This is a genomic window from Achromobacter sp. Root83, from assembly GCF_001428845.1.
Lineage (GTDB): Bacteria > Pseudomonadota > Gammaproteobacteria > Burkholderiales > Burkholderiaceae_B > Achromobacter.
Genome location: NZ_LMIU01000007.1, coordinates 75,683 through 94,718 on the forward strand (window position 1 = coordinate 75,683; position 19,036 = coordinate 94,718).

Below are 19,036 nucleotides of genomic sequence, written 5' to 3' on the forward strand. Positions count from 1 at the left end.
ATGATTGTCCTTGGAGCGCCTCCCGCGGAACCGCGGGCGCACGTGGCGCCGTGACGATCATCGTCGTCGATGACCACGGGGATTGGCGCGACACCATTGCCGAATACATCCACGATCTCGGCCTGGACAAAGCCATACTCACCGCCGGGTCGCTGGCCGAGCTGGACCAGCTTTTGCTGACCGTGACGCCGGGCATCCTCGTTCTTGACGCGATGCTGCCGGACGGCGACGGCCTGGCCCGCGTCTCTCATCTGCGCACGACCTATCCCTCGATGGGCATCATCATGCTCACCGGCCGCTTGCTGAGCGAGGACAAGGTATCCGGCCTGAGCCTCGGCGCGGACCACTACCTGACCAAGCCCGTGAACCTGGCCGAGCTGGGCGCCACGCTGGTGTCGCTATCGCGCCGCCTGCGCGTCGTGCCTCCGGCGGACACCGAAGACGAGGAGTCCGACGCGTGGCGCTTCGACCCCGCGCGCCGCACCCTCGTGTCCCCGAAGCAGGTCTGCGTGGACATCACCGACACCGAAAGCCGCCTCATCGGCGCGCTGATCCAGGCCGCGCCGCTGCCCTTGTCGCGAGGCCGCCTGGTCGAGGCGCTGGGCGCCAGCGCCGAAGCCTACGACACCCACCGGCTGGACGCGCACATGCACCGGCTGCGCCGCAAATTGCGGGCGCAGGCGGGCGGCGACATGGGCATACGCACCGTGTACGGCGTAGGCTATGTCTGCACCACACCCGTGACCATCGTCGGCGGTCTTCCCAAGCCCTGAAAGAAACGTCCCCATGAACGCTCCCATCCGCCCCCGCCGTTCCGTCCTGTACATGCCCGGCGCCAACGCGCGCGCGCTGGACAAGGCCCGCAGCTTGGACGCAGACGCCCTGATCCTGGACCTGGAAGACGCCGTCGCGCCCGACGCCAAGCAACAGGCCCGCGTCCAGGTCGCCGCGGCCCTGCGCGAAGGCGGCTACGGCCGCCGCGAGTGCATCGTCCGCATCAACGCGCTGGACACCGGCTGGGGCCTGGAAGACGTGCGCGCCATTGCGCGCGCCGGCGCCCACGCCGTGCTGCTGCCGAAGGTGCAGTCGGCCGCGCAGCTGGCCGAGCTGGCGCAAGCCCTGGACGCGGCGGGCGCCCCGCCGGACCTGCCGCTGTGGGCCATGGCCGAGACGCCCTTGGGCTTTCTGCGACTGGATGCCATCGCCGGCGGCCATCCCCGGCTGGCGGCCATCGTCGTCGGCACCTCGGACCTGGTGAAGGACCTGCACGCACGCCACACGCCGTCGCGCGAGGAAACGCTGCTGGCCCGCTCGCTGGCCGTGATGGCGGCGCGCGCGCATGGACTTGCCGCGCTGGATGGCGTGCACCTGGACCTGAACGACGGCGCCGGCCTGGCCGCCGCCTGCCAGCAGGGGCGCGACCAGGGCTTCGATGGCAAGACGCTGATCCACCCCAGCCAGATCGCGGCGGCCAACGCCGCGTTCGCCCCAAGCGCCGACGAACTGGCCAGCGCGCGCAGGCGCCTGGATGCCTGGCGGGCCGCGCAGGCCGCGGGCATGGGCGTGGCCGTGGTTGACGGCGCGCTGGTCGAGAACCTGCACGCGCAAGAGGCCGAACGCGTGCTGGCGCTGGCTGCCGCCATCGGCGAGCAATAACGCGGTTTCGCGCGGCATCCTGCCCCCGATCCGGGCTACCGCTGCGCAGCCGCGCCCGGCCCGGTACAATACGGCCCACGAGCGGTCGGCTTGCCCGCCCGTTCAGCCCTTCGCGCCTGGCGTCTTTTCACTCGCGCGCGATCCCGCCCCGGTTCCCTTTTTTCGCGCCGCCTCTTGTGGCGGGAGCCTTGCCGCGCGCCTGCCGCGCCCCCCCTGCCCCTAGATTCATGATCCGCTTCCAACAAGTTTCACTCATGCGTGGCGTCAAGCCCTTGCTCGACAAGGTCGACCTGCTGCTGAACCCCGGCGACAAGATCGGTCTGATCGGCGCCAATGGCGCCGGCAAGTCCAGCCTTTTCGGGCTGCTGCGCGGCACGCTGCACGCCGACCAGGGCGACCTCGACTACCCCGCGAGCTGGCGCATGGCCTATGTCGCGCAGGAGACCCCCGCGCTGGACCGGCCCGCCATCGAATACGCCATCGACGGCGACGTGACGTTGCGACGCCTCGAAGCGGAACTGGCCGCGCTCGAAGCCGAGCCCGAGAGTGCCGAGAATGGCCTGCGGATGGGCGATATCTACGCCGCGCTGGCCGATGCCGACGCCTACACGGTGCACTCGCGCGCCGAACAACTCCTGACTGGCCTGGGCTTCACCCAGGCGCAGATGCACCTGCCGCTGACCAGCTTCTCCGGCGGCTGGCGCATGCGCCTGAACCTGGCGCAGGCGCTGATGTGCCCGTCCGACCTGCTGCTGCTGGACGAGCCCACCAACCACTTGGACCTGGACGCGATCATCTGGCTGGAAGATTGGCTCAAGCGCTATCCCGGCACGCTGATCGTCATCTCGCACGACCGCGACTTCCTGGACGGCGTGGTCAACGTCATCGTCCACATCGACGAGCGCAAGCTCAAGCGCTATTCGGGCAACTATTCGTCCTTTGAACGCCAGCGCGCCGCGCAACTGGAACTGGCGCAAGGCATGATGGAAAAGCAGATGCGCCAACGCACGCACCTGCAATCCTTCATCGACCGCTTCAAGGCGCAGGCCAGCAAGGCCCGCCAGGCCCAGAGCCGGATCAAGGCCCTGGCCCGCATGGAAGAGATGGCGCCCCTGCGCGCCGCCGCCGAATTCTCGTTCGAATTCCGCGAGCCGCTGCGCGCGCCGAATCCCTTGCTGACCATGGATACCGTCAGCGCCGGGTATCGCATCGAGGACGAAGAGACCCAGGCCGTTTCCGACAAGATCATCGTGTCGGGCATCAACTTTTCCCTGCAGGCAGGCCAGCGCATCGGCTTGCTGGGGATCAATGGCGCGGGCAAGTCCACGTTCATCAAGACGATCGCGGGCGAACTGGACACGCTGGCCGGCGACACGCAGTTCAACAAGGGCCTGTCCATCGGCTACTTCGCCCAGCATCAGGTCGAGATGCTGCGGCACGACGAATCGCCGCTGTGGCACATGGCCAAGCTCGCGCCCACCGTGCGCGAACAGGAGCTGCGCAATTTCCTGGGCAGCTTCAACTTCAACGGCAACATGGCCACCAGTTCGATCGCCCCGTTCTCGGGCGGTGAAAAGGCCCGCCTGGCGCTGGCGCTCATCGTCTGGCAACGCCCCAACCTGCTGCTGCTGGACGAACCCACCAACCACCTGGACCTGGAAACGCGAGAAGCGCTGACGACCGCGCTGGCGCAGTTCGAAGGCACGCTGGTGCTGGTATCGCACGACCGCCACCTGCTGCGCGCGACCACCGACCAGTTCATCATCGTCGCCGACGGCAACGTCAGCCCGTTTGATGGCGACCTGGACGACTACAAGGACTGGCTCTACAAGACCAAGCTGGCCGCCAAGGCCGCCTGATCGGATCTGGCACGCAGGCGGGGCCGGACGCGTTACAATCCCGCGCATTACGCGCGTCCGTCATCATCAGGCCTGCGCGGCAGCCTCCAACCACGTCCCGCTGTACGCGGGACGCGTTTTTTAGCGCTCTTAGATGCCGATCAAAGACCAACTATTTCTTGCCAGCCAGTATCTTGCGCCCCACCACCTGGTGTCGCGGTTCTTTGGATACGCATCCGACTGCCGCGAGCCCGCGGTCAAGAACTGGATGATCTCGCGCTTCGTCCGCAAGTACGGCGTGGACATGAGCGAGGCCTTGCAGGAAGACGCATTGGCCTATGACTGCTTCAATGACTTCTTCACCCGCGAACTGAAGGCCGATGCGCGGCCGCTGGACGACGAGCCCGGCTCGGTGCTCTGTCCGGCCGACGGCGCCATCAGCCAGATGGGCGCGATCGAACAGGGCCGCATCTTTCAGGCCAAGGGCCACAGCTACGGCCTGACCGACCTGCTGGGCGGCGACGCCGAACGCGCCGCGCCGTTCCAGGGCGGCCAGTTTGCCACCGTCTATCTGTCGCCCAAGGACTATCACCGCGTCCACATGCCCGCCGCCGGCACGCTGCGCGAAATGGTGCATGTGCCGGGCCGCCTGTTCTCGGTGAACCCCCTGACCGCCCGCAACGTGCCGCGCCTGTTCGCGCGCAACGAGCGCGTCGTCTGCATCTTCGATACCGAACACGGCCCGATGGCCGTCGTGCTGGTCGGCGCCATGATCGTGGCCTCGATCGAAACGGTCTGGGCGGGGCTGGTCACGCCCCACAAGCGCCGCGTGAAGTCCACCCGCTACGACGCCACCGCCCGCGCGCCCATCCACCTTGAAAAAGGCGCCGAGATGGGCCGCTTCAAGCTTGGCTCCACCGCCATCGTGCTGTTCGGCCCGGACAAGATCCGCTGGGCGGACACGCCCTCGGTGCTTGGCCCCGTGCGCATGGGCGAATTGCTGGCGCTGCCTGCCCACGCCTGAACCGGGGTTCTGCGGGACGCGGCTTGCCACACGCGTGAGCCGGGCTTGCGCAGGACGCGGCCTGCCACCGTGTGGGCCAGGCTTGCGCAGGACGCAGCGCACGGTCGCCGTGCGCCGGGCCTCGTTCTCCCGCCTGCCGCTATTTCGCCAGAAGCGAAAAAGCCTTTCCGTATTTATTCGCTTTATGCGATGAAACGGCGTTGCTAGATTACGGGCTTTTGCCGGCCCGCCATGACTTCCACTGCCCTTCCCGCCGCTCCCTCCCGCGCAAGCGCACGCCCCTTGCCGCGGGCGCTTGGCCGCATGCTGTCCCTGGACGATTTCGAAGGCCTGGCCAGGCGGCGGCTGCCGCGTCCGATCTTCGGCTACGTCGCGGGCGCGGCGGAGGACAACCAGTCCCTGCAGGGCAACCGCCAGGCCTTCGCCCACTACGCGTTCACGCCGCGCGTGCTGGTGGATGTGTCCCGGCGCACGCAGCAGACCGAGCTCTTCGGCCGCGCCTACGCGTCGCCATTCGGTATCGCGCCCATGGGCATCAGCGCGCTGTCGGCCTATCGCGGCGATATCGTCCTGGCTCGCGCCGCGCGCGAGCAGAACGTTCCGGCCATCCTCAGCGGCACGTCACTGATTCCGCTTGAAGACGTCATCCGCGAGGCGCCCGGCACCTGGTTCCAGGCATATCTTCCCGGCGACCCGGCGAAGATCGACGCGCTGGTGGAGCGCGCGCGCCGCGCGGGCTACGAAACGCTGGTGCTGACCGTGGATATTCCCGTGTCCGCCAACCGCGAGAACAATGTCCGCACCGGCTTTTCCACGCCGCTGAAACCCAGCCTGCGGCTGGCCTGGGACGGGCTGACCCGCCCGCGCTGGCTGGCCGGGACGTTTCTGCGCACCTTGCTGGCCCACGGCATGCCGCACTTCGAGAACTCCTTTGCCACGCGCGGCGCGCCCATCGTGTCGGCGTCGGTGTTGCGCGACTTCACCGCCCGCGATCACCTCAGTTGGGATCATGTGGCGCGGATACGCCGGCAATGGCCCGGCACGTTGATCATCAAGGGCATCCTGCATCCGCGGGACGCGGCGCTGGCCCGCCGGCATGGGGTGGACGGCATCATCGTGTCCAACCATGGAGGGCGCCAGCTCGACGGCGCGGTCTCGCCCCTGCGCGCCTTGCCGGGCGTCGTCGCCCAGGCCGGCTCGATGACGGTGATGATGGACAGCGGCGTGCGGCGCGGCAGCGACGTACTGAAGGCGCTGGCGCTGGGCGCGCGCTGCGTATTCGTCGGACGCCCGTTCAATTACGCGGCGGCCGTGGGCGGCCAGGCGGGCGTGGAGCACGCGATCGGCCTGCTGCGTGCCGAAGTGGACCGCAACATGGCGATGCTGGGCATCAACCGCGTCCGCGAGATGGACGCCAGCTTCCTCTGCCCCGAAGGCGCGCAGCCGGGCTGAAGCGATCCCGGCGCTGCGCGGCGGCCGCGCGGGCATAGAATGGCGATTCCCTTGCTATCCACGCGCCGGCCGATCGGCCAGGCGCAACCCCGCGCCCAGTGTCCCTACGCCAATCCTCGTTTTTCCTGCGCTTTCTGACCCTGGGCGCATTGGCCCACGTCTACGTGGGCGCCCGCCTGATTCCCGATGCCCTGCTGGGCGGCGAAGGTTCCGCCGCCGCCATTCTTGCGCTGGCGCTGTCCTGCGTCCTGATACCCCTGGGCATGCTGGGACGCTCTTCCGTCCATCCGCCATGGGGCGACCGCATCGCGTGGGTCGGCCTGTTGGCGATGGGTCTGTTTTCTTCCTTGTTCGTGCTGACCGTGCTGCGCGACGCGCTGCTGCTGGTGGCATGGCTGGCCAATCTGCCGATAGGCGCCAGCCTGCCCTGGACGGCATGGCGCCGCGCAAGCGCATGGGCCGTGGCGGGACTGGCCTTGGCGGGTACGCTGGCGGGGTTGTACAACGCCCGCCGCCGCGCGCGCGTGGTGAACGTGGACGTGCCCATCACGGGCCTGCCGCAAGACCTGGACGGCTTCACCATCGTGCAGATCAGCGACATCCACGTCGGGCCCACGATCAAGAAGCGCTACGTGCAAGCCATCGTCGACGCCGTTAACGAACAGCTCCCGGACATGATCGCCGTCACCGGCGACGTGGTCGACGGCAGCGTTGAACACCTTGCCTCCCAGGCCAGTCCGCTCGGGGAATTGCGCGCTCCATACGGCGTCTATCTGGTCACCGGCAACCATGAATATTATTCAGGCGCCGCCCCCTGGATTGCCGAGTTCCGCCGCCTGGGCCTGCGGGTGCTGCTGAACGAGCACGCGGTCATTCATCCCTCGGGCCTGCCCGTGGTGGTGGCCGGCGTCACCGACTACAGCGCCGGTTCTTTCGACCCGCAGCAGCGCAGCAGCCCCAAGGCCGCGCTGGCGGGCGCCCCTGCCGACGCGATGCCCAAGATCCTGCTGGCGCACCAGCCCCGCAGCGCGGCGGCCGCCGAGCCGCTGGGCTACACGCTGCAGCTATCGGGCCATACGCATGGCGGGCAGTTCTTCCCGTGGGGGTTCTTCGTGCGCTTCCAGCAGCCCTACACGGCGGGCTTGCACCGGATGGGCAAGATGTGGATCTATACCAGCCGCGGCACCGGCTACTGGGGCCCGCCCAAGCGGCTGGGCGCGCCTTCCGAGATCACCCGCCTGCGCCTGCGCGCCGCACCCGCCCGCTGATCCCGGCTCTGCGCCGCCTGCTGATCCGGCCTCGGCTCCGCCCGCCGCCGCTTGCGGCGCGGCCGGCGCGGATTCAGGCCTCGTCGGGCAGCGGTCCGCGCTCCAGATAGCTGGTCAGGGCGATGTCGCTGGTCGTGTTGGTGATGCCCTCGATCTGGTGAATGCGCGCCAGCAACAGCTCCAGCGCCTGCGTGTCGCGCACGCGCACCTTGAGCAGCATGGCGCTCTTGCCCGTGATGGTGTGGATCTCTTCCACCTCGGTCAGCTCGGCCAGCCCCAGGACCTGCTGCGTGATGGTCCAGTTGTTCGTATCGACATGCACGAAGGCGAGCAGCGGCCGGCCGATCTTCGCGCCGTCCAGCTTGGCGGCGATGCCCTTGATCAGCCCATCGCGCTTGAGGCGCTTGACCCGTTCATGCACGGCGGGGGCCGACAGGTTCAACACCTTGCCCAGTTCCGCGTAACTGGGAGAGGCGTCATCCGCCAGCAGCGTCAATAATTTTCGGTCGCGGTCGTCTAGGTCTGACATTGGAATCACATGCTGCCGAACGGCATTCGAACTTTTATGGGATAAGGGGCGATCAGCGTTAACCCTTATTTTATTCCAATAAAACCGTTGGACGCCGCGACGGAGCCCCCCACGGCGGGGCGCTCGTGCCCATATGATTGAAAACGTTTGACCCACGCGCCTCGGCCACGCCCAGCGCCGCGGCGTTGGGTTTGCCCCGGCGCCTGAACGGGCACCGGGCGGGCGCCAGCCCGATCCCGGGCTTACCAGGGGAAGGTGATCAGGTCCCCGTAAAGCCGCTTCAGCGTGCGCTTCACTTCCGGGGAGTTCTGGTAGATGGCGATGAACTTCAGCAAGCGCGGATCCTGAGCCTTTTCCGGCGTGGTCACCCAGCGGATGGCGTAGCGGCGGATGCTGTCCGGGTCGGTGTTGTCGAACGCCAGGCCGTCCTTTTCATTCAGTCCCGCTTGCTTGGCGAAGGTGGTGTAGGTTACCGAGGCCGTCACGTCGTCGAACGTGCGCGCCGACTGCGAACCTTCGATCTGGACAAACTTCAGGTTCCTGGGATTCGACACCACGTCCTGCAGGGTCGCCTGATGCGCCACGCCCGGCTTGAGCTTGATCAGCCCGATCGATTCCAGCAGCAGCAAGGCTCGGCCCGTGTTGACCGGGTCGTTCGGCACCGCGATGGTGGCGCCGTCGGGCACCGCTTCGCCCTTCTTCAGCTTCTTGGAGAACAGGCCGATCGTGGTGGAATACCCATAGGCGATCGGGGTCAGGTTGGCGCCGCGCCGCTGGTTGAACAGTTGCAGAAAGGGCTCGTGCTGGAAGAAGTTCGCGTCCACCGAGCCGTCGGCGACGGCGATGTTGGGCAGCACCCAATCGTTGAACTCCACCAGCTTGACCTCCAGCCCCTCATTCCTGGCCTGGGCGATCGCCTGCTCGGTGGCTTCGTTGGCCACGCTGGGAATCACGCCGATCCGCAGGGGCTTTTCCTGCGCCATCGCGGTCGCGCCAGCGGCCAGCCCCAGCGCGGCCACGGCCGCGCCGCGCGTCAGTGTCAAAAGTAGTCGGTGCAAAAGCATGTAGGCCATCCAGGGATAACGGAACGCCGGACGACGGCCGGCACAGGCGCTATTGTGCAGCAGCCCGGCGCCGCCCCGCCGAAAAGCCTTTGTCACGCAATGGCAATGCCATGGCCGCGCCAGCGGCGCTAAGATGGCTGCATCACGCCCTAGGGAGATGCTCATGAGCGCGGTTCTGACCACCCTGCCCGGCGCGCGGTCCGCTGCCCGCCACCGCGACCAGGTCGAAGACCAGCTTGGCGCGCACAACTACCATCCGCTGGATGTCGTGATCGCGCGCGGAAGCGGCGTCTGGCTGTATGACGTGGAAGGCCGCAAATACCTGGATTGCCTGGCGGCCTATTCGGCGGTCAACCAGGGCCACTGCCATCCGCGCATCCTGGCCGCGATGACCGAACAGGCGCAAAAACTGACGCTGACGTCGCGCGCGTTTCGCCATGACCAGATGGCGGGCTTCTACGAAGACCTGGCCCGCCTGACCGGCGCGCACAAGATCCTGCCGATGAACAGCGGCGCCGAGGCGGTGGAAACCGCCATCAAGGCCGTGCGCAAATGGGGTTACGAGGTCCGCGGCGTGCCCGAGGGCCAGGCCGAGGTCATCGTCTGCGCCAACAACTTCCATGGACGCACGCTGGGTATCGTCGGCTTTTCCACCGACCCCGACGCCTATGGCAGCTATGGCCCGTTCGCGCCCGGATTCAAGGTGGTTCCGTTTGGCGACTACGCCGCCTTCGACGCCGCCATCACCCCCAACACCGTCGCCTTCCTGGTCGAACCCATACAGGGCGAAGCCGGCGTCGTGATACCGCCCGCGGGCTATTTCACCAAGGTCCGGCAGCGCTGCACCGAACAGGGCATCACCTTGATCCTGGACGAAATCCAGACCGGCCTGGGACGCACGGGCAAGCTGCTGGCCGAAGAGCACGAGGGCATCGAAGCGGACGTCACCCTCATCGGCAAGGCGCTCTCGGGCGGCTTCTATCCCGTATCCGCGGTGCTCTCCAACGCCGACGTGCTGGGCGTGTTCCAGCCCGGGCAGCACGGCAGCACCTTCGGCGGCAATCCACTGGCCTGCGCCATCGCTCGCGCGGCGCTGCGCGTGCTGACCGAGGAAGGCATGATCGATAACGCGGCGCAGGTCGGCGCCTATTTCCTGGAACGCCTGCGCGCGTTGCCGGGCCCCGTCCGCGAAGCGCGCGGGCGCGGACTGATGTTGGCGGTCGAACTGGAACCCGACGCGGGCGGTGCGCGCCTGTGGTCCGAACGCCTGCTGGCACGGGGCATGCTGGTCAAGGACACGCACGGCCACACGCTGCGGCTGTCGCCGCCGCTGATCGTGACGCGCGAGCAGGTCGACTGGGCCTGCGACCAGCTGTCCGCGGTACTGTCCGCCCACTAAAGCCCCTGCGCCCACGCACGGGCGTTTGCCCCTTTCGGAGTATCACTTGCAGAACAAAGCCATGCTGCCCGCCCAGATCACCCTGATCGGCGCGCCCACGGATATCGGTGCAGGCGCCCGAGGCGCATCGATGGGACCGGAAGCCTTGCGCGTGGCGGGCCTGGGCCCGGTCATCGAAGCCCTGGGTTTTCACGTAACGGATCTGGGCAACCTGCCCGGCCCCGCCAATCCCTGGCTGCCTCCGGTGGATGGCTATCGCCACCTGGAGGAAGTAGCCGCGTGGAACCAGGCGGTGCACGACGCCGTGCACGACGAGCTGGCGTTGGGCCGCCTGCCCGTGCTGCTGGGCGGCGACCACTGCCTGGGCATCGGCTCGATCAGCGCCGTGGCGCGCCACTGCCGCGCGGCCGGCAAGAAGCTGCGCGTGCTGTGGCTGGACGCCCACGCCGACTTCAATACCAATGCGCTGACCCCCACCGGCAACATCCACGGCATGCCGGTGGCCTGCCTGTGCGGCTACGGGCCCGCGCCGATCACGGGCATGTCGGGCCAGACGCCCGACATCGATCCGGCCTGCATCCGCCAGATCGGCATCCGCAGCGTGGATCCGGGCGAAAAACGCCTGGTGCACGAGGCCGGGCTGGAAGTCTTCGACATGCGCTACCTGGACGAGATGGGCATGCGCGCCACGATGGAGGCCGCGCTGGCGGATCTGGACGCGGGCACCCACCTGCACGTCAGCTTCGACGTGGACTTTCTGGATCCCGAGATCGCTCCGGGCGTGGGCACGACGGTGCGCGGCGGCCCCACCTATCGCGAGGCCCAGCTCTGCATGGAGATGATCGCCGACACCGGCCTCATGCGTTCGCTGGACGTGGTGGAACTGAATCCCGCCTTCGACGTGCGCAACAAGACCGCGGAACTGGCGGTGGACCTGATCGAAAGCCTGTTCGGCAAATCCACGCTGGTGCGCCGCGGCGCCTAGCTGAAACCCTCGCGGTCCCGCCGGATCGCGTCGGCGGCCTGGCGCAGGTGATGCAGGTTTTCTTCCCGGCGTTCCCAGACACGCGGCGTCGGTCCGGCCATGCATAGCGCATACCATTCGCCCCCCAGGTCCAGCGCCACCGCCAGCCCCGTCAGGTCAGCCACGCTTTCTCCTACGTTCGAGGCCCAGCCCTGGCCCGCCGCGCGCTCCACATCGGCCAGCAGCGCATCGCGCGTGACCAGGGTGTTGTCCGTATAACGGATGTATTGCGCGGCGGCCAGCACGTGTTCGCGGGCGGCGGGCGGCAAACGCGCCAGGATGGCCTTGGCCACCGAACTGGTGTGCAGGGGCCGGCGTTCGCCAGGCCGCGCGGCATAGTGCACGGGTTGCGTGGACTCCACCACATCCAGGAACAGCACGCCGCCGTCCTGGATCTTGCCCAGCATCACCGTTTCATTGGCCGCGTCGCGCAAGGCCGCAAGCCGTGGACGCACCTGCTGCAGCCAGGGATCGCCCGCCAGGATCTGCGTGCTCAGGCCGTGCAGCTTGGCTGTCGGGTAGTAGCCGCCCCGGCGCCGCACCTCGTACAGATAGCCCCGCGCCACCAGCGTTCGCACCAGCGCCAGGCAACTGGACATGGGCGCGCGCAGACCCTGCGCCAGTTCCGTCAGGGGCATCGGCCGCCGCGTCTGCGCAAACAGCTCGATCAGTTCCAGCGTGCGGACGACGAGTTTCACTTCCATGGCGGCGATCCTTTCCGGCGTTCCCGGCCAGTCCTGCTGTCGGCCTAGGTCATCCACTATGTTGACTTTTCCAGCCCCGGTACATAAATTCTTGCACAGGAATTTACATTCACCAATAAGAAATAGATTTCAGCCGGCTGGAGAACCGGCGCCCCAGCCCGAGGTTCCGCGTCATCGACAACATTCAATAATCGGCCCGCGAACGGGCTGGGAGACAGACAGATGCGTATCAAACCCGTGTTGGCGGCGTTGGCCGCCGCCCTGGCCGCCACCGCGGCCCATGCCCAGTCCGACGTGGTGCGCCTGGGGGTGTCGAACGACAGGTCCGGCATCTATTCGGACCTGGGCGGAATGGGATCCGAAATGGCCGTGCGCATGGCTGTCGAGGACTTTGGCGGCAAGGTGGCCGGCAAGACCGTCGAGGTCATCGGCGCCGACAACCAGAACAAGGCCGACGTCGCCTCAGCGCTGGTGCGCCGCTGGTTCGACACACAGGGGCTGGTGGCGGTGGTGGACGGCGGCGCCAGCTCGGCCGGCCTGGCCGCGCAGGGCGTGGCGCGCGAAAAAGGCGGCACCGCCCTGATCAGCGGCGGCTTTGCCGGCGATTTCAGCGGCAAGCAATGCAGCCCCCTGAGCACGCAATGGGCGCCCGACACCTACGCCCTGGCCAACGCGGTCGTCAAGAGCGTGGTGGAAGGCGGCGGCAAATCCTGGTATTTCATCACCACCGATTACGTCTTCGGCAAGTCTCTGGAAAGCAACGCCACGCGCTTCGTGCAAAGCGCCGGCGGCCAGGTCATAGGCAGCACGCGCCATCCGCTCGGCGCCCTGGACTTCGCCTCTTTCCTGGTGCAGGCGCAATCGTCCAAGGCCGATGTCGTGGGCCTGGCCAGCGCCGGCGGCGACCTGGTCAACCTGATCAAGCAGGCGCAGGAGTTCGGGCTGGCCGGCGGCAAGCAGCGCATGCTGACCTTCCTGACCTTCATCAACGACGTGCAGGCGATGGGCCTGCCCGTCGCCCAGGGCCTGGCCTTCCCCACCGGCTTCTATTGGGACGCCGACGAGGACACGCGCGCCTGGACCCAACGCTGGCAGAAAAAGATGGGCGTGACGCGCGCGCCGTCGATCGTGCAGGCGCTGAGCTACGTGTCCACCACGCACTATCTGCAGGCCGCGCAGGCGGCCGGCACCTTCGAAGGCGCGGCGGTCAACCAGAAGATGCGCGAATTGCCCATCACGACCAAATTGATCAAGAATGCCCGGGTGCGTCCCGAAGATGGCCGCGTCATCATGGACCTGTACCTGGTTGAAGTGAAAAAGCCCGCCGAATCCAAATACCCGGGCGACTTCTACCGCATCCTGTCCACGGTGCCGGGCGAAAAGGTATTCGTATCCCTGGCCGACAGCGAATGCCCGCTGGTCAAGAAGTGAATGCCGCGCGCCGCGCCCGGCGGCGCGGCGGATAGAACAATCCAAGGAGACATCCCATGAAGTGCTATTGCGTCGTCAATTTCCGCGAACCCCTCCAGGAAATGGACCAGCCCACGCCCACGCCGCAAGGGTCGCAGGTGCTGCTGAAGGTCCGCGCGGCCGGCGTATGCCACAGCGATATCCACTTGTGGGAAGGCGGCTACGACCTCGGCCAGGGACGCACGCTGGCGCTGAAAGACCGCGGCGTGTCGCTGCCGCTGACCATGGGCCATGAAACCGTGGGTGCGGTGATCTCGGCGGGCCCCGACGCCCAGGGGCTCTCTTCAGCCAGCAATTATCTGGTCTATCCGTGGATCGGCTGCGGCAAATGCGCGTCCTGCGCATCGGGCATGGAAAACCACTGCACCGCGCCCGCCTGCCTGGGCGTGCATCGCGCGGGCGGCTATGCCGATCACATCCTGGTGCCGCACCCGCGCTACCTCATCGACATCGGCGACCTGGATCCGGCGCAGATCGCGCCCTACGCTTGTTCGGGGCTCACCACCTATTCGGCGCTGAAGAAGATCGGCGCCGACATCTATCGAGAACATCCCGTCGTGATCTTCGGCGCGGGCGGCCTCGGGCTGATGAGCCTGACCTTGATCAAGGCCCTGGGCGGCGCGGGCGCGATCGTGGTCGACATCGATCCGGCCAAGCGCCAGGCGGCGATGGACGCCGGGGCGCTGGCCGCCATCGACGGTGCGGCGCCCGACGCCGCGCAGCAGATCATCAAGGCCGCGGGCGGCAAGCCGGTGCAGGCCGCGATCGACCTGGTCGGTGCGCCCGCCACCACCTCGCTGGCGTTCGACTTCCTGACCAAGGGCGGCAAACTGATCATCGTGGGCCTGTTCGGCGGCGCGTCGTCATGGCCGATCGCGCTGATCCCGATGAAGGCGATGTCCATCATCGGCAGCTACGTCGGCAACCTGGCCGAATTGCAGGAACTGATGGAACTGGTGCGGGCGGGCAAGGTGCCGCCGATGCCGGTGCATCGGCATGCCTTGGCCGAGGCCGACAGCGTGCTCGCATCGCTCAGGGCCGGCAAGGTCGTGGGCCGCGCGGTGCTGACGGCGGACTAGCGCCCTTACCCCGGCCCAAGCCGGGGATCGTAGACAAACCGTTCGCGCCGGACCACGACGATATGTTCCGCGTCCGGATGCGCCGGATTGATCAGGAAGTTGCAGTCCGGCACGCCGCGATACGGCACGATGGCGCTGGGCAGTTCCAACAGCGCCGACACGCCCGATTCCACCCAGTTGTCGCCCACCGCCTGCGAGGCCTCGGCGAAAGGCACGGCTTCCCAGAAGGGATAGTTGTCCTGCAGATGGGTCAAGGTCAGGACCTGCCGGGCCTCGTGCACCGAGCTGGGCACGGCCAGCTCGATCAGGTAGCGGTTGGCCTGTTGCGATGCGCGCGCGGCAAAATGCACCACGGTTTCCAGCACCGCCAGCGCCACGCTGGACGAGGCATAGACCACGGGCGTGCCGGGGCTGTTGTAGCGCCCGCCCACCGCCGCGGCGCCCGCTCCGCTCAGGTCGTCCGCCCGGTACTTGCCCGCCGTTGTGCCGATGCGCCACAACGAGACGAAATCCGTCATGCGTAGACGCCGGCCGCGGCGCGGGCCAGGGTGTCTTCGACGATGCGGCTGCTGGCGTCGGAAGTCAGCAGCGACAGGGGCTTGACGTTGCCCAGCGCGGGCACGGGCGTGTTCAGCCACAGCACCGCCTCTTCGTCGCTGCCCAGAACCTGGCGGGCCACGCGCGCCACCCGGGCCACGCGCGCGAGGCGGTCGGACTCGCCCAGCGGCAGCATCTGCCCCTCTCGGGTCCAGCGCGACAGGGACGCGGCCTTGACCTCGGTGATGGCCATGATTTCCGACTTGGACACCTGCAGGTAGTCGGCCGCGGCGTCCACCATCTGGGCGGGCAGGCCCCGGCGCACATCGCGCGCCATGTCCGTCAAGGGGCTGTCGATCAGCCCGCGAAACAACTGCTTGGCCCGCGCCGCGGCATGGCGCGGCGGCCGCTTGGCGCTTGCGCCGGGCTTGGAAGGGGATTTGTCGGCAAGGGCGATGGTCATGGCCTGACTCCTGGGGCCGCCCCGGCACGCGCCGAAGGCAGCCGATATTTCCAAAGTGAATTTATAATATCCCATTTGGAAATCCATCCGCAAGGCTCCCGCCCGCGACGAACGGGCCCGGCGCCCCGTAGGCTGCCCCGCAAGCGGCACCGGATTTGGGCCTATCATAGGCGGTTACAAAACCTCTCGGCACACTCACAAGGACTGGCAATGACGGACCGGCAGCTCACGATACTCGCGGCACTGAACCTGATGGTGGCGGTTGGCGCGGGCGCCTTCGGCGCGCATGGGCTCAAGCGCATGCTGACGCCGGAACTGCTGGCCGTCTGGCAGACTGGCGTGATGTACCACCTGATCCACGCGCTGGGCCTGTTCGTGATCGCGCTGCTGGGCGCTCGTTTCGGATCGCCGCTACTGTCCGCGGCCGGCCTGGTCATGTTCGTCGGCATCGTGCTGTTTTCCGGCAGCCTCTATGTGTTGTCGCTGACCGGCACGCACTGGCTGGGCGCCGTCACGCCATTCGGCGGCGCGGCCTTCCTGGCGGCGTGGGCCATGGTGGCGCTGGCGGCCTATCGCGCCCAAGGGTAGCGCTTCCGCCTTCCCCTCCCCGGCGGCAGGAACCGCCGAATCCGCAGGTTTCAGAGTTTCAGATGTCCACCTCGACCGTACTACCCGCCGCCCGTGAACGCTCCGCCGCCGCAGGCATCGCCTGCGTGGTGGGCGGCATTTTCTTCCTGACGCTGAGCGACGCCAATGCCAAATGGCTGGGCGCGCATTACAACCCGCTGCAGATCCTTTTCCTGCGCGCGCTGATCGCGCTGCCCTTCGTGACGGCGCTGGCGGTCGGCCTGGGCGGACGCCGCGTGCTGCGCACCACCCATCCCGGCCTGCACCTGACGCGCGGGGCCATCAACGTGGTGTCCGCCTGTTGCTTCTACCTGGGCCTGCGCGCGCTGCCCCTGGCCGAGGCCACCGCGATCGCGTTCGCCGCGCCGCTGTTCGTCACGGCGCTCTCCGTGCTGATCCTGAAGGAACGCGTCGACGGCAAGCGCTGGGTGGCGGTGCTGGCGGGCTTTGCCGGCGTGCTGATCGTGGTGCGCCCCGGCACGCAAGCGTTCCAGGCGGCCACCCTGCTGCCGCTGACGACCGCCCTGCTCTACGCGGTCATGATGATCACGGCGCGCGGCATCAGCCGCGCCGAAGGCATGCTGACCACCACGTTCTATATCGTGCTGGGCCAATTGGTGTGCAGCGCCGTCGGTCTGCCCTGGGTCTGGCGGGAGCCCGCCATGGCAGACCTGCCGTACTTCGGCGCGGTGGCGCTCTTCAGCACGCTGGGGCTGGCGCTGATCACGCAGGGATTCCGCATCGGCCCCGCATCGGTGGTTGCGCCGTTCGACTACACCGGCCTGATCTGGGCCACGATACTGGGCTGGATATTCTGGCGCGAGGCGCCGGACGCCTATGCCTACCTGGGCGCGGTGTTCATCGCGGGCAGCGGCGTCTACATCGCCGTGCGCGAAGCGCGGGCCAAGTCGCGCCGCCGGGTCGAGGCCTGAGCCCGGCCGTCCATCGATCGCATTATTCGCTGGGCGGCGGAAAGTGCCGCAGCAGCACGCGCCCCACGTTGGGTTCCAGCGCCGCTTCGCGCGCCACCGCCGTCAAGGCCGGACATACCGTGCCGAACCAGGACGGCCCCGGGCGCCAGTGCGTCATGACCGTCACATAAAGATCCAGCGCCGAGAAGCGCCGCCCCAGCATGTGCGGCGTGCCGGCCTGGCGTTCCAGTTCCTGCCAAAGATCGGCCCGGCGCATATGCACGCGCTCGCGCAGCAGATCGGCCGGCGGCCCCGCGGTGGTCCATTGGGGCGGATCGTCGCCGTAGGTGAAGGTGGGGTACACCGCCGCCACCAGGCGCACCAGCAGATTCAGGAACCGCACCCGCTCCGGCTTGTCGGGCCCGGGCGCCAGACCGGCCTGGGGCGCCACATCGTTAAGGTGCAGGATCATGGCCGCGCTCTCGGTCATGACGTCGCCGTCGGGAGTGACCAGCGTGGGCACCTGGCCCAGCGGGTTCAGCCGCAGCAGGCGGTCGCGATCCGGACCGGGTTTCAGGTACGGCACGTCGGTCAGCGTATGCGGCACGTTGGCCAGCACAAGCGCCATCTCGACGATGGCGGAGCCGCAGCCCGCGGACCCGATCAGCTCGTAGGATTTCATGGCAATCACCCTCCCGATTCCGCGGGGGCCAGCCGTAGCAGTTCGCCCGGCGAAGCATCCGTCAGCACATACACATAACCGTCCGGCCCCTGCCGCACGTCGCGTATCCGGCTCTTGCGGTCAACCAGCAGCCGCTCCTGGGCGACCACGCGGTTGCCGTCCAATGTCAGGCGGATCAGGTTCTGGTTGGCCAGCGCGCCGATGAACACCGATTGGCGCCAGGCCGGGAAACGGTCCGCGTCGTAGAAGGCCATGCCGCTGATGGCCGGAGACTTGGGCCACCAATACAGAGGGGGCTCCATGCCGGGCAGGCTTTCGCCCTTGGCCTCGGGAATCGCCAGGCCCGAGTAGTTGATGCCGTGCGTGGCCAGCGGCCAGCCATAGTTCTTGCCCGGCTGCACCAGGTTGATCTCGTCGCCGCCGCGGGGACCGTGCTCGTTTTCCCAGAGTTCGCCCGACCACGGGTTCAGCGCCATGCCTTGCGGATTGCGATGGCCATACGACCAGATTTCAGGCCGGGCGCCCGTCTTGCCCACAAAGGGATTGTCCGCCGGCACCGTGCCGTCGGTCTTGAGCCGTACCACCTTGCCTTGCAGCTTGTCCAGGTCCTGCGCGGTGGGCCGCTGGTTGTTTTCGCCCAGCGCGATGAACAGATATCCCTTGCCGTCGAACACCAGGCGCGATCCAAAGTGCAGTCCGGACGACAGCTTGGGCTCTTGGCGGAACAGCACGCGAAAGTCCAGCAGGCCGCTGGCGTCGTCGGACAGGCGGCCTCGGCCGACCACGGTACCGCTGTTCGACCCGTCCGACTCCGCGTAGGACAGGTACACGTAGCGGTCCGTCGCGAAGTCCGGCGACAGCGCCACGTCCAGCAGGCCGCCCTGCCCCCGCGCCGCCACCTTGGGCACGCCGGACAGCGGTTTGGACAGGCCGCCAGGCGTGCGCAGCAGACGCAGCTTGCCGGGGCGCTCAGTGATCAGCACGCCGCCGTCGGGCAGAAAGGCCATGGACCAGGGATGATCCAGCCCGCCCACCACCGCCGTGACCCGGGCGGCCACCGAAGGCGGTTCCTGCGCGGCGCGCGCCATCGGAGACGCTGCGACGGCCGCAACGGCCAGCAGGGTCAGGGACAACAGCGGGGGGAGTAGCGCGCGCGTGCTCGCGGCGGTGCGTGACTGCATGGACATCTCCGGCGGCGACAGGTTGGATGACGGGCGCGAAGGCATGCCAGGGAGACGGGATGAGTCCCATGGTTGGCGTACCATAGCGCCCTGGGACGGGTGGTCTCCCGTCCTTCCTCTCAGGAGAC

At 67.8% G+C, this 19,036-nt stretch carries 19 protein-coding genes; 12 read left to right on the forward strand and 7 right to left on the reverse strand.

Features of this window, described 5'->3' with window-relative positions:
* The first annotated feature begins 50 nt into the window (after positions 1-50).
* From ASE30_RS09545 to ASE30_RS09570, 6 genes are all read left to right on the forward strand, one after another.
* Positions 51-773 carry a response regulator transcription factor gene (locus ASE30_RS09545; protein ID WP_057284070.1) on the forward strand — a complete coding sequence of 241 codons (723 nt, stop codon included), beginning with the start codon at positions 51-53 and terminating at the stop codon, positions 771-773.
* Positions 774-786: 13 nt separating this feature from the next.
* Positions 787-1,656 (forward strand): CoA ester lyase, encoded by an 870-nt coding sequence (locus tag ASE30_RS09550; protein ID WP_057284071.1) that lies wholly within the window; start codon positions 787-789, stop codon positions 1,654-1,656.
* Between the two features lie 227 nt (positions 1,657-1,883).
* A complete protein-coding gene (locus ASE30_RS09555; protein ID WP_057284072.1) occupies positions 1,884-3,515 on the forward strand; it encodes an ATP-binding cassette domain-containing protein in 1,632 nt (543 codons plus the stop codon).
* A 133-nt stretch (positions 3,516-3,648) separates the two neighbouring features.
* Positions 3,649-4,518 carry an archaetidylserine decarboxylase gene (gene asd / locus ASE30_RS09560; protein WP_057284073.1) on the forward strand — a complete coding sequence of 290 codons (870 nt, stop codon included), beginning with the start codon at positions 3,649-3,651 and terminating at the stop codon, positions 4,516-4,518.
* 231 nt (positions 4,519-4,749) lie between these two features.
* Complete coding sequence (locus ASE30_RS09565) at positions 4,750-5,970, forward strand: alpha-hydroxy acid oxidase (protein ID WP_057284074.1); 1,221 nt, start codon at positions 4,750-4,752, stop codon at positions 5,968-5,970.
* A gap of 98 nt (positions 5,971-6,068) precedes the next feature.
* Positions 6,069-7,238 (forward strand): metallophosphoesterase, encoded by a 1,170-nt coding sequence (locus ASE30_RS09570; RefSeq protein WP_057284075.1) that lies wholly within the window; start codon positions 6,069-6,071, stop codon positions 7,236-7,238.
* A 73-nt stretch (positions 7,239-7,311) separates the two neighbouring features.
* On the opposite strand, the gene ASE30_RS09575 is transcribed toward ASE30_RS09570, so the two are convergent.
* Together ASE30_RS09575 and ASE30_RS09580 are read right to left on the reverse strand one after the other, a co-directional pair.
* Positions 7,312-7,767, reverse strand: a complete 456-nt coding sequence (locus ASE30_RS09575) for an Lrp/AsnC family transcriptional regulator (RefSeq protein WP_057284076.1) — start codon at positions 7,765-7,767, stop codon at positions 7,312-7,314.
* A gap of 242 nt (positions 7,768-8,009) precedes the next feature.
* Positions 8,010-8,831: a MetQ/NlpA family ABC transporter substrate-binding protein gene (locus ASE30_RS09580; RefSeq protein ID WP_057284118.1), complete on the reverse strand. Its 822-nt coding sequence runs from the start codon at positions 8,829-8,831 to the stop codon at positions 8,010-8,012.
* 163 nt (positions 8,832-8,994) lie between these two features.
* Between ASE30_RS09580 and rocD the strand changes: the two genes are divergently transcribed.
* Together rocD and rocF are read left to right on the forward strand one after the other, a co-directional pair.
* A complete protein-coding gene (gene rocD, locus ASE30_RS09585) occupies positions 8,995-10,230 on the forward strand; it encodes an ornithine--oxo-acid transaminase (RefSeq protein WP_057284077.1) in 1,236 nt (411 codons plus the stop codon).
* A 61-nt stretch (positions 10,231-10,291) separates the two neighbouring features.
* Positions 10,292-11,215, forward strand: a complete 924-nt coding sequence (gene rocF, locus ASE30_RS09590) for an arginase (protein WP_057284119.1) — start codon at positions 10,292-10,294, stop codon at positions 11,213-11,215.
* On the opposite strand, the gene ASE30_RS09595 is transcribed toward rocF, so the two are convergent.
* Positions 11,212-11,958: an IclR family transcriptional regulator gene (locus ASE30_RS09595; RefSeq protein ID WP_057284078.1), complete on the reverse strand. Its 747-nt coding sequence runs from the start codon at positions 11,956-11,958 to the stop codon at positions 11,212-11,214. The genes rocF and ASE30_RS09595 overlap by 4 nt on opposite strands.
* Positions 11,959-12,180: 222 nt before the next feature.
* Here ASE30_RS09595 and ASE30_RS09600 point away from each other — a divergent pair, with 222 nt between their 5' ends.
* Together ASE30_RS09600 and ASE30_RS09605 are read left to right on the forward strand one after the other, a co-directional pair.
* A complete protein-coding gene (locus tag ASE30_RS09600; RefSeq protein WP_057284079.1) occupies positions 12,181-13,389 on the forward strand; it encodes an ABC transporter substrate-binding protein in 1,209 nt (402 codons plus the stop codon).
* Positions 13,390-13,445: 56 nt separating this feature from the next.
* Positions 13,446-14,507 carry an alcohol dehydrogenase gene (locus tag ASE30_RS09605; protein WP_057284080.1) on the forward strand — a complete coding sequence of 354 codons (1,062 nt, stop codon included), beginning with the start codon at positions 13,446-13,448 and terminating at the stop codon, positions 14,505-14,507.
* 5 nt (positions 14,508-14,512) lie between these two features.
* Here ASE30_RS09605 and ASE30_RS09610 read toward each other — a convergent pair whose 3' ends face one another.
* Positions 14,513-15,025, reverse strand: coding sequence for an RES family NAD+ phosphorylase (locus ASE30_RS09610; RefSeq protein WP_057284081.1), 513 nt, complete (start codon positions 15,023-15,025; stop codon positions 14,513-14,515).
* On the reverse strand, positions 15,022-15,507 hold the full coding sequence (locus ASE30_RS09615; protein WP_057284082.1) for an antitoxin Xre/MbcA/ParS toxin-binding domain-containing protein: 486 nt from the start codon (positions 15,505-15,507) through the stop codon (positions 15,022-15,024). Before ASE30_RS09615 ends, ASE30_RS09610 begins: the two co-directional genes overlap by 4 nt.
* Before the next feature lie 210 nt (positions 15,508-15,717).
* Here ASE30_RS09615 and ASE30_RS09620 point away from each other — a divergent pair, with 210 nt between their 5' ends.
* Positions 15,718-16,095, forward strand: a complete 378-nt coding sequence (locus ASE30_RS09620; RefSeq protein WP_057284083.1) for a DUF423 domain-containing protein — start codon at positions 15,718-15,720, stop codon at positions 16,093-16,095.
* 62 nt (positions 16,096-16,157) lie between these two features.
* A complete protein-coding gene (locus ASE30_RS09625; RefSeq protein WP_057284084.1) occupies positions 16,158-17,066 on the forward strand; it encodes a DMT family transporter in 909 nt (302 codons plus the stop codon).
* Between the two features lie 22 nt (positions 17,067-17,088).
* Here ASE30_RS09625 and ASE30_RS09630 read toward each other — a convergent pair whose 3' ends face one another.
* Positions 17,089-17,727 carry a glutathione S-transferase family protein gene (locus ASE30_RS09630; RefSeq protein ID WP_057284120.1) on the reverse strand — a complete coding sequence of 213 codons (639 nt, stop codon included), beginning with the start codon at positions 17,725-17,727 and terminating at the stop codon, positions 17,089-17,091.
* Between the two features lie 5 nt (positions 17,728-17,732).
* Positions 17,733-18,908: a PQQ-dependent sugar dehydrogenase gene (locus tag ASE30_RS09635; RefSeq protein ID WP_057284085.1), complete on the reverse strand. Its 1,176-nt coding sequence runs from the start codon at positions 18,906-18,908 to the stop codon at positions 17,733-17,735.
* Positions 18,909-19,036 lie beyond the last annotated feature (128 nt).

Bases quoted from the DNA above. Each gene is read 5' to 3' on its own strand.
- ASE30_RS09550 (WP_057284071.1), top strand. From the start codon at position 787: ATGAACGCTCCCATCCGCCCCCGCCGTTCCGTCCTGTACATGCCCGGC.
- ASE30_RS09555 (WP_057284072.1), top strand. From the start codon at position 1,884: ATGATCCGCTTCCAACAAGTTTCACTCATGCGTGGCGTCAAGCCCTTG.
- asd (WP_057284073.1), top strand. From the start codon at position 3,649: ATGCCGATCAAAGACCAACTATTTCTTGCCAGCCAGTATCTTGCGCCC.
- ASE30_RS09565 (WP_057284074.1), top strand. From the start codon at position 4,750: ATGACTTCCACTGCCCTTCCCGCCGCTCCCTCCCGCGCAAGCGCACGC.
- ASE30_RS09575 (WP_057284076.1), bottom strand. From the start codon at position 7,767: ATGTCAGACCTAGACGACCGCGACCGAAAATTATTGACGCTGCTGGCG.
- ASE30_RS09580 (WP_057284118.1), bottom strand. From the start codon at position 8,831: ATGCTTTTGCACCGACTACTTTTGACACTGACGCGCGGCGCGGCCGTG.
- rocD (WP_057284077.1), top strand. From the start codon at position 8,995: ATGAGCGCGGTTCTGACCACCCTGCCCGGCGCGCGGTCCGCTGCCCGC.
- rocF (WP_057284119.1), top strand. From the start codon at position 10,292: ATGCTGCCCGCCCAGATCACCCTGATCGGCGCGCCCACGGATATCGGT.
- ASE30_RS09595 (WP_057284078.1), bottom strand. From the start codon at position 11,958: ATGGAAGTGAAACTCGTCGTCCGCACGCTGGAACTGATCGAGCTGTTT.
- ASE30_RS09600 (WP_057284079.1), top strand. From the start codon at position 12,181: ATGCGTATCAAACCCGTGTTGGCGGCGTTGGCCGCCGCCCTGGCCGCC.
- ASE30_RS09605 (WP_057284080.1), top strand. From the start codon at position 13,446: ATGAAGTGCTATTGCGTCGTCAATTTCCGCGAACCCCTCCAGGAAATG.
- ASE30_RS09610 (WP_057284081.1), bottom strand. From the start codon at position 15,025: ATGACGGATTTCGTCTCGTTGTGGCGCATCGGCACAACGGCGGGCAAG.
- ASE30_RS09615 (WP_057284082.1), bottom strand. From the start codon at position 15,507: ATGACCATCGCCCTTGCCGACAAATCCCCTTCCAAGCCCGGCGCAAGC.
- ASE30_RS09620 (WP_057284083.1), top strand. From the start codon at position 15,718: ATGACGGACCGGCAGCTCACGATACTCGCGGCACTGAACCTGATGGTG.
- ASE30_RS09625 (WP_057284084.1), top strand. From the start codon at position 16,158: ATGTCCACCTCGACCGTACTACCCGCCGCCCGTGAACGCTCCGCCGCC.
- ASE30_RS09630 (WP_057284120.1), bottom strand. From the start codon at position 17,727: ATGAAATCCTACGAGCTGATCGGGTCCGCGGGCTGCGGCTCCGCCATC.
- ASE30_RS09635 (WP_057284085.1), bottom strand. From the start codon at position 18,908: ATGCAGTCACGCACCGCCGCGAGCACGCGCGCGCTACTCCCCCCGCTG.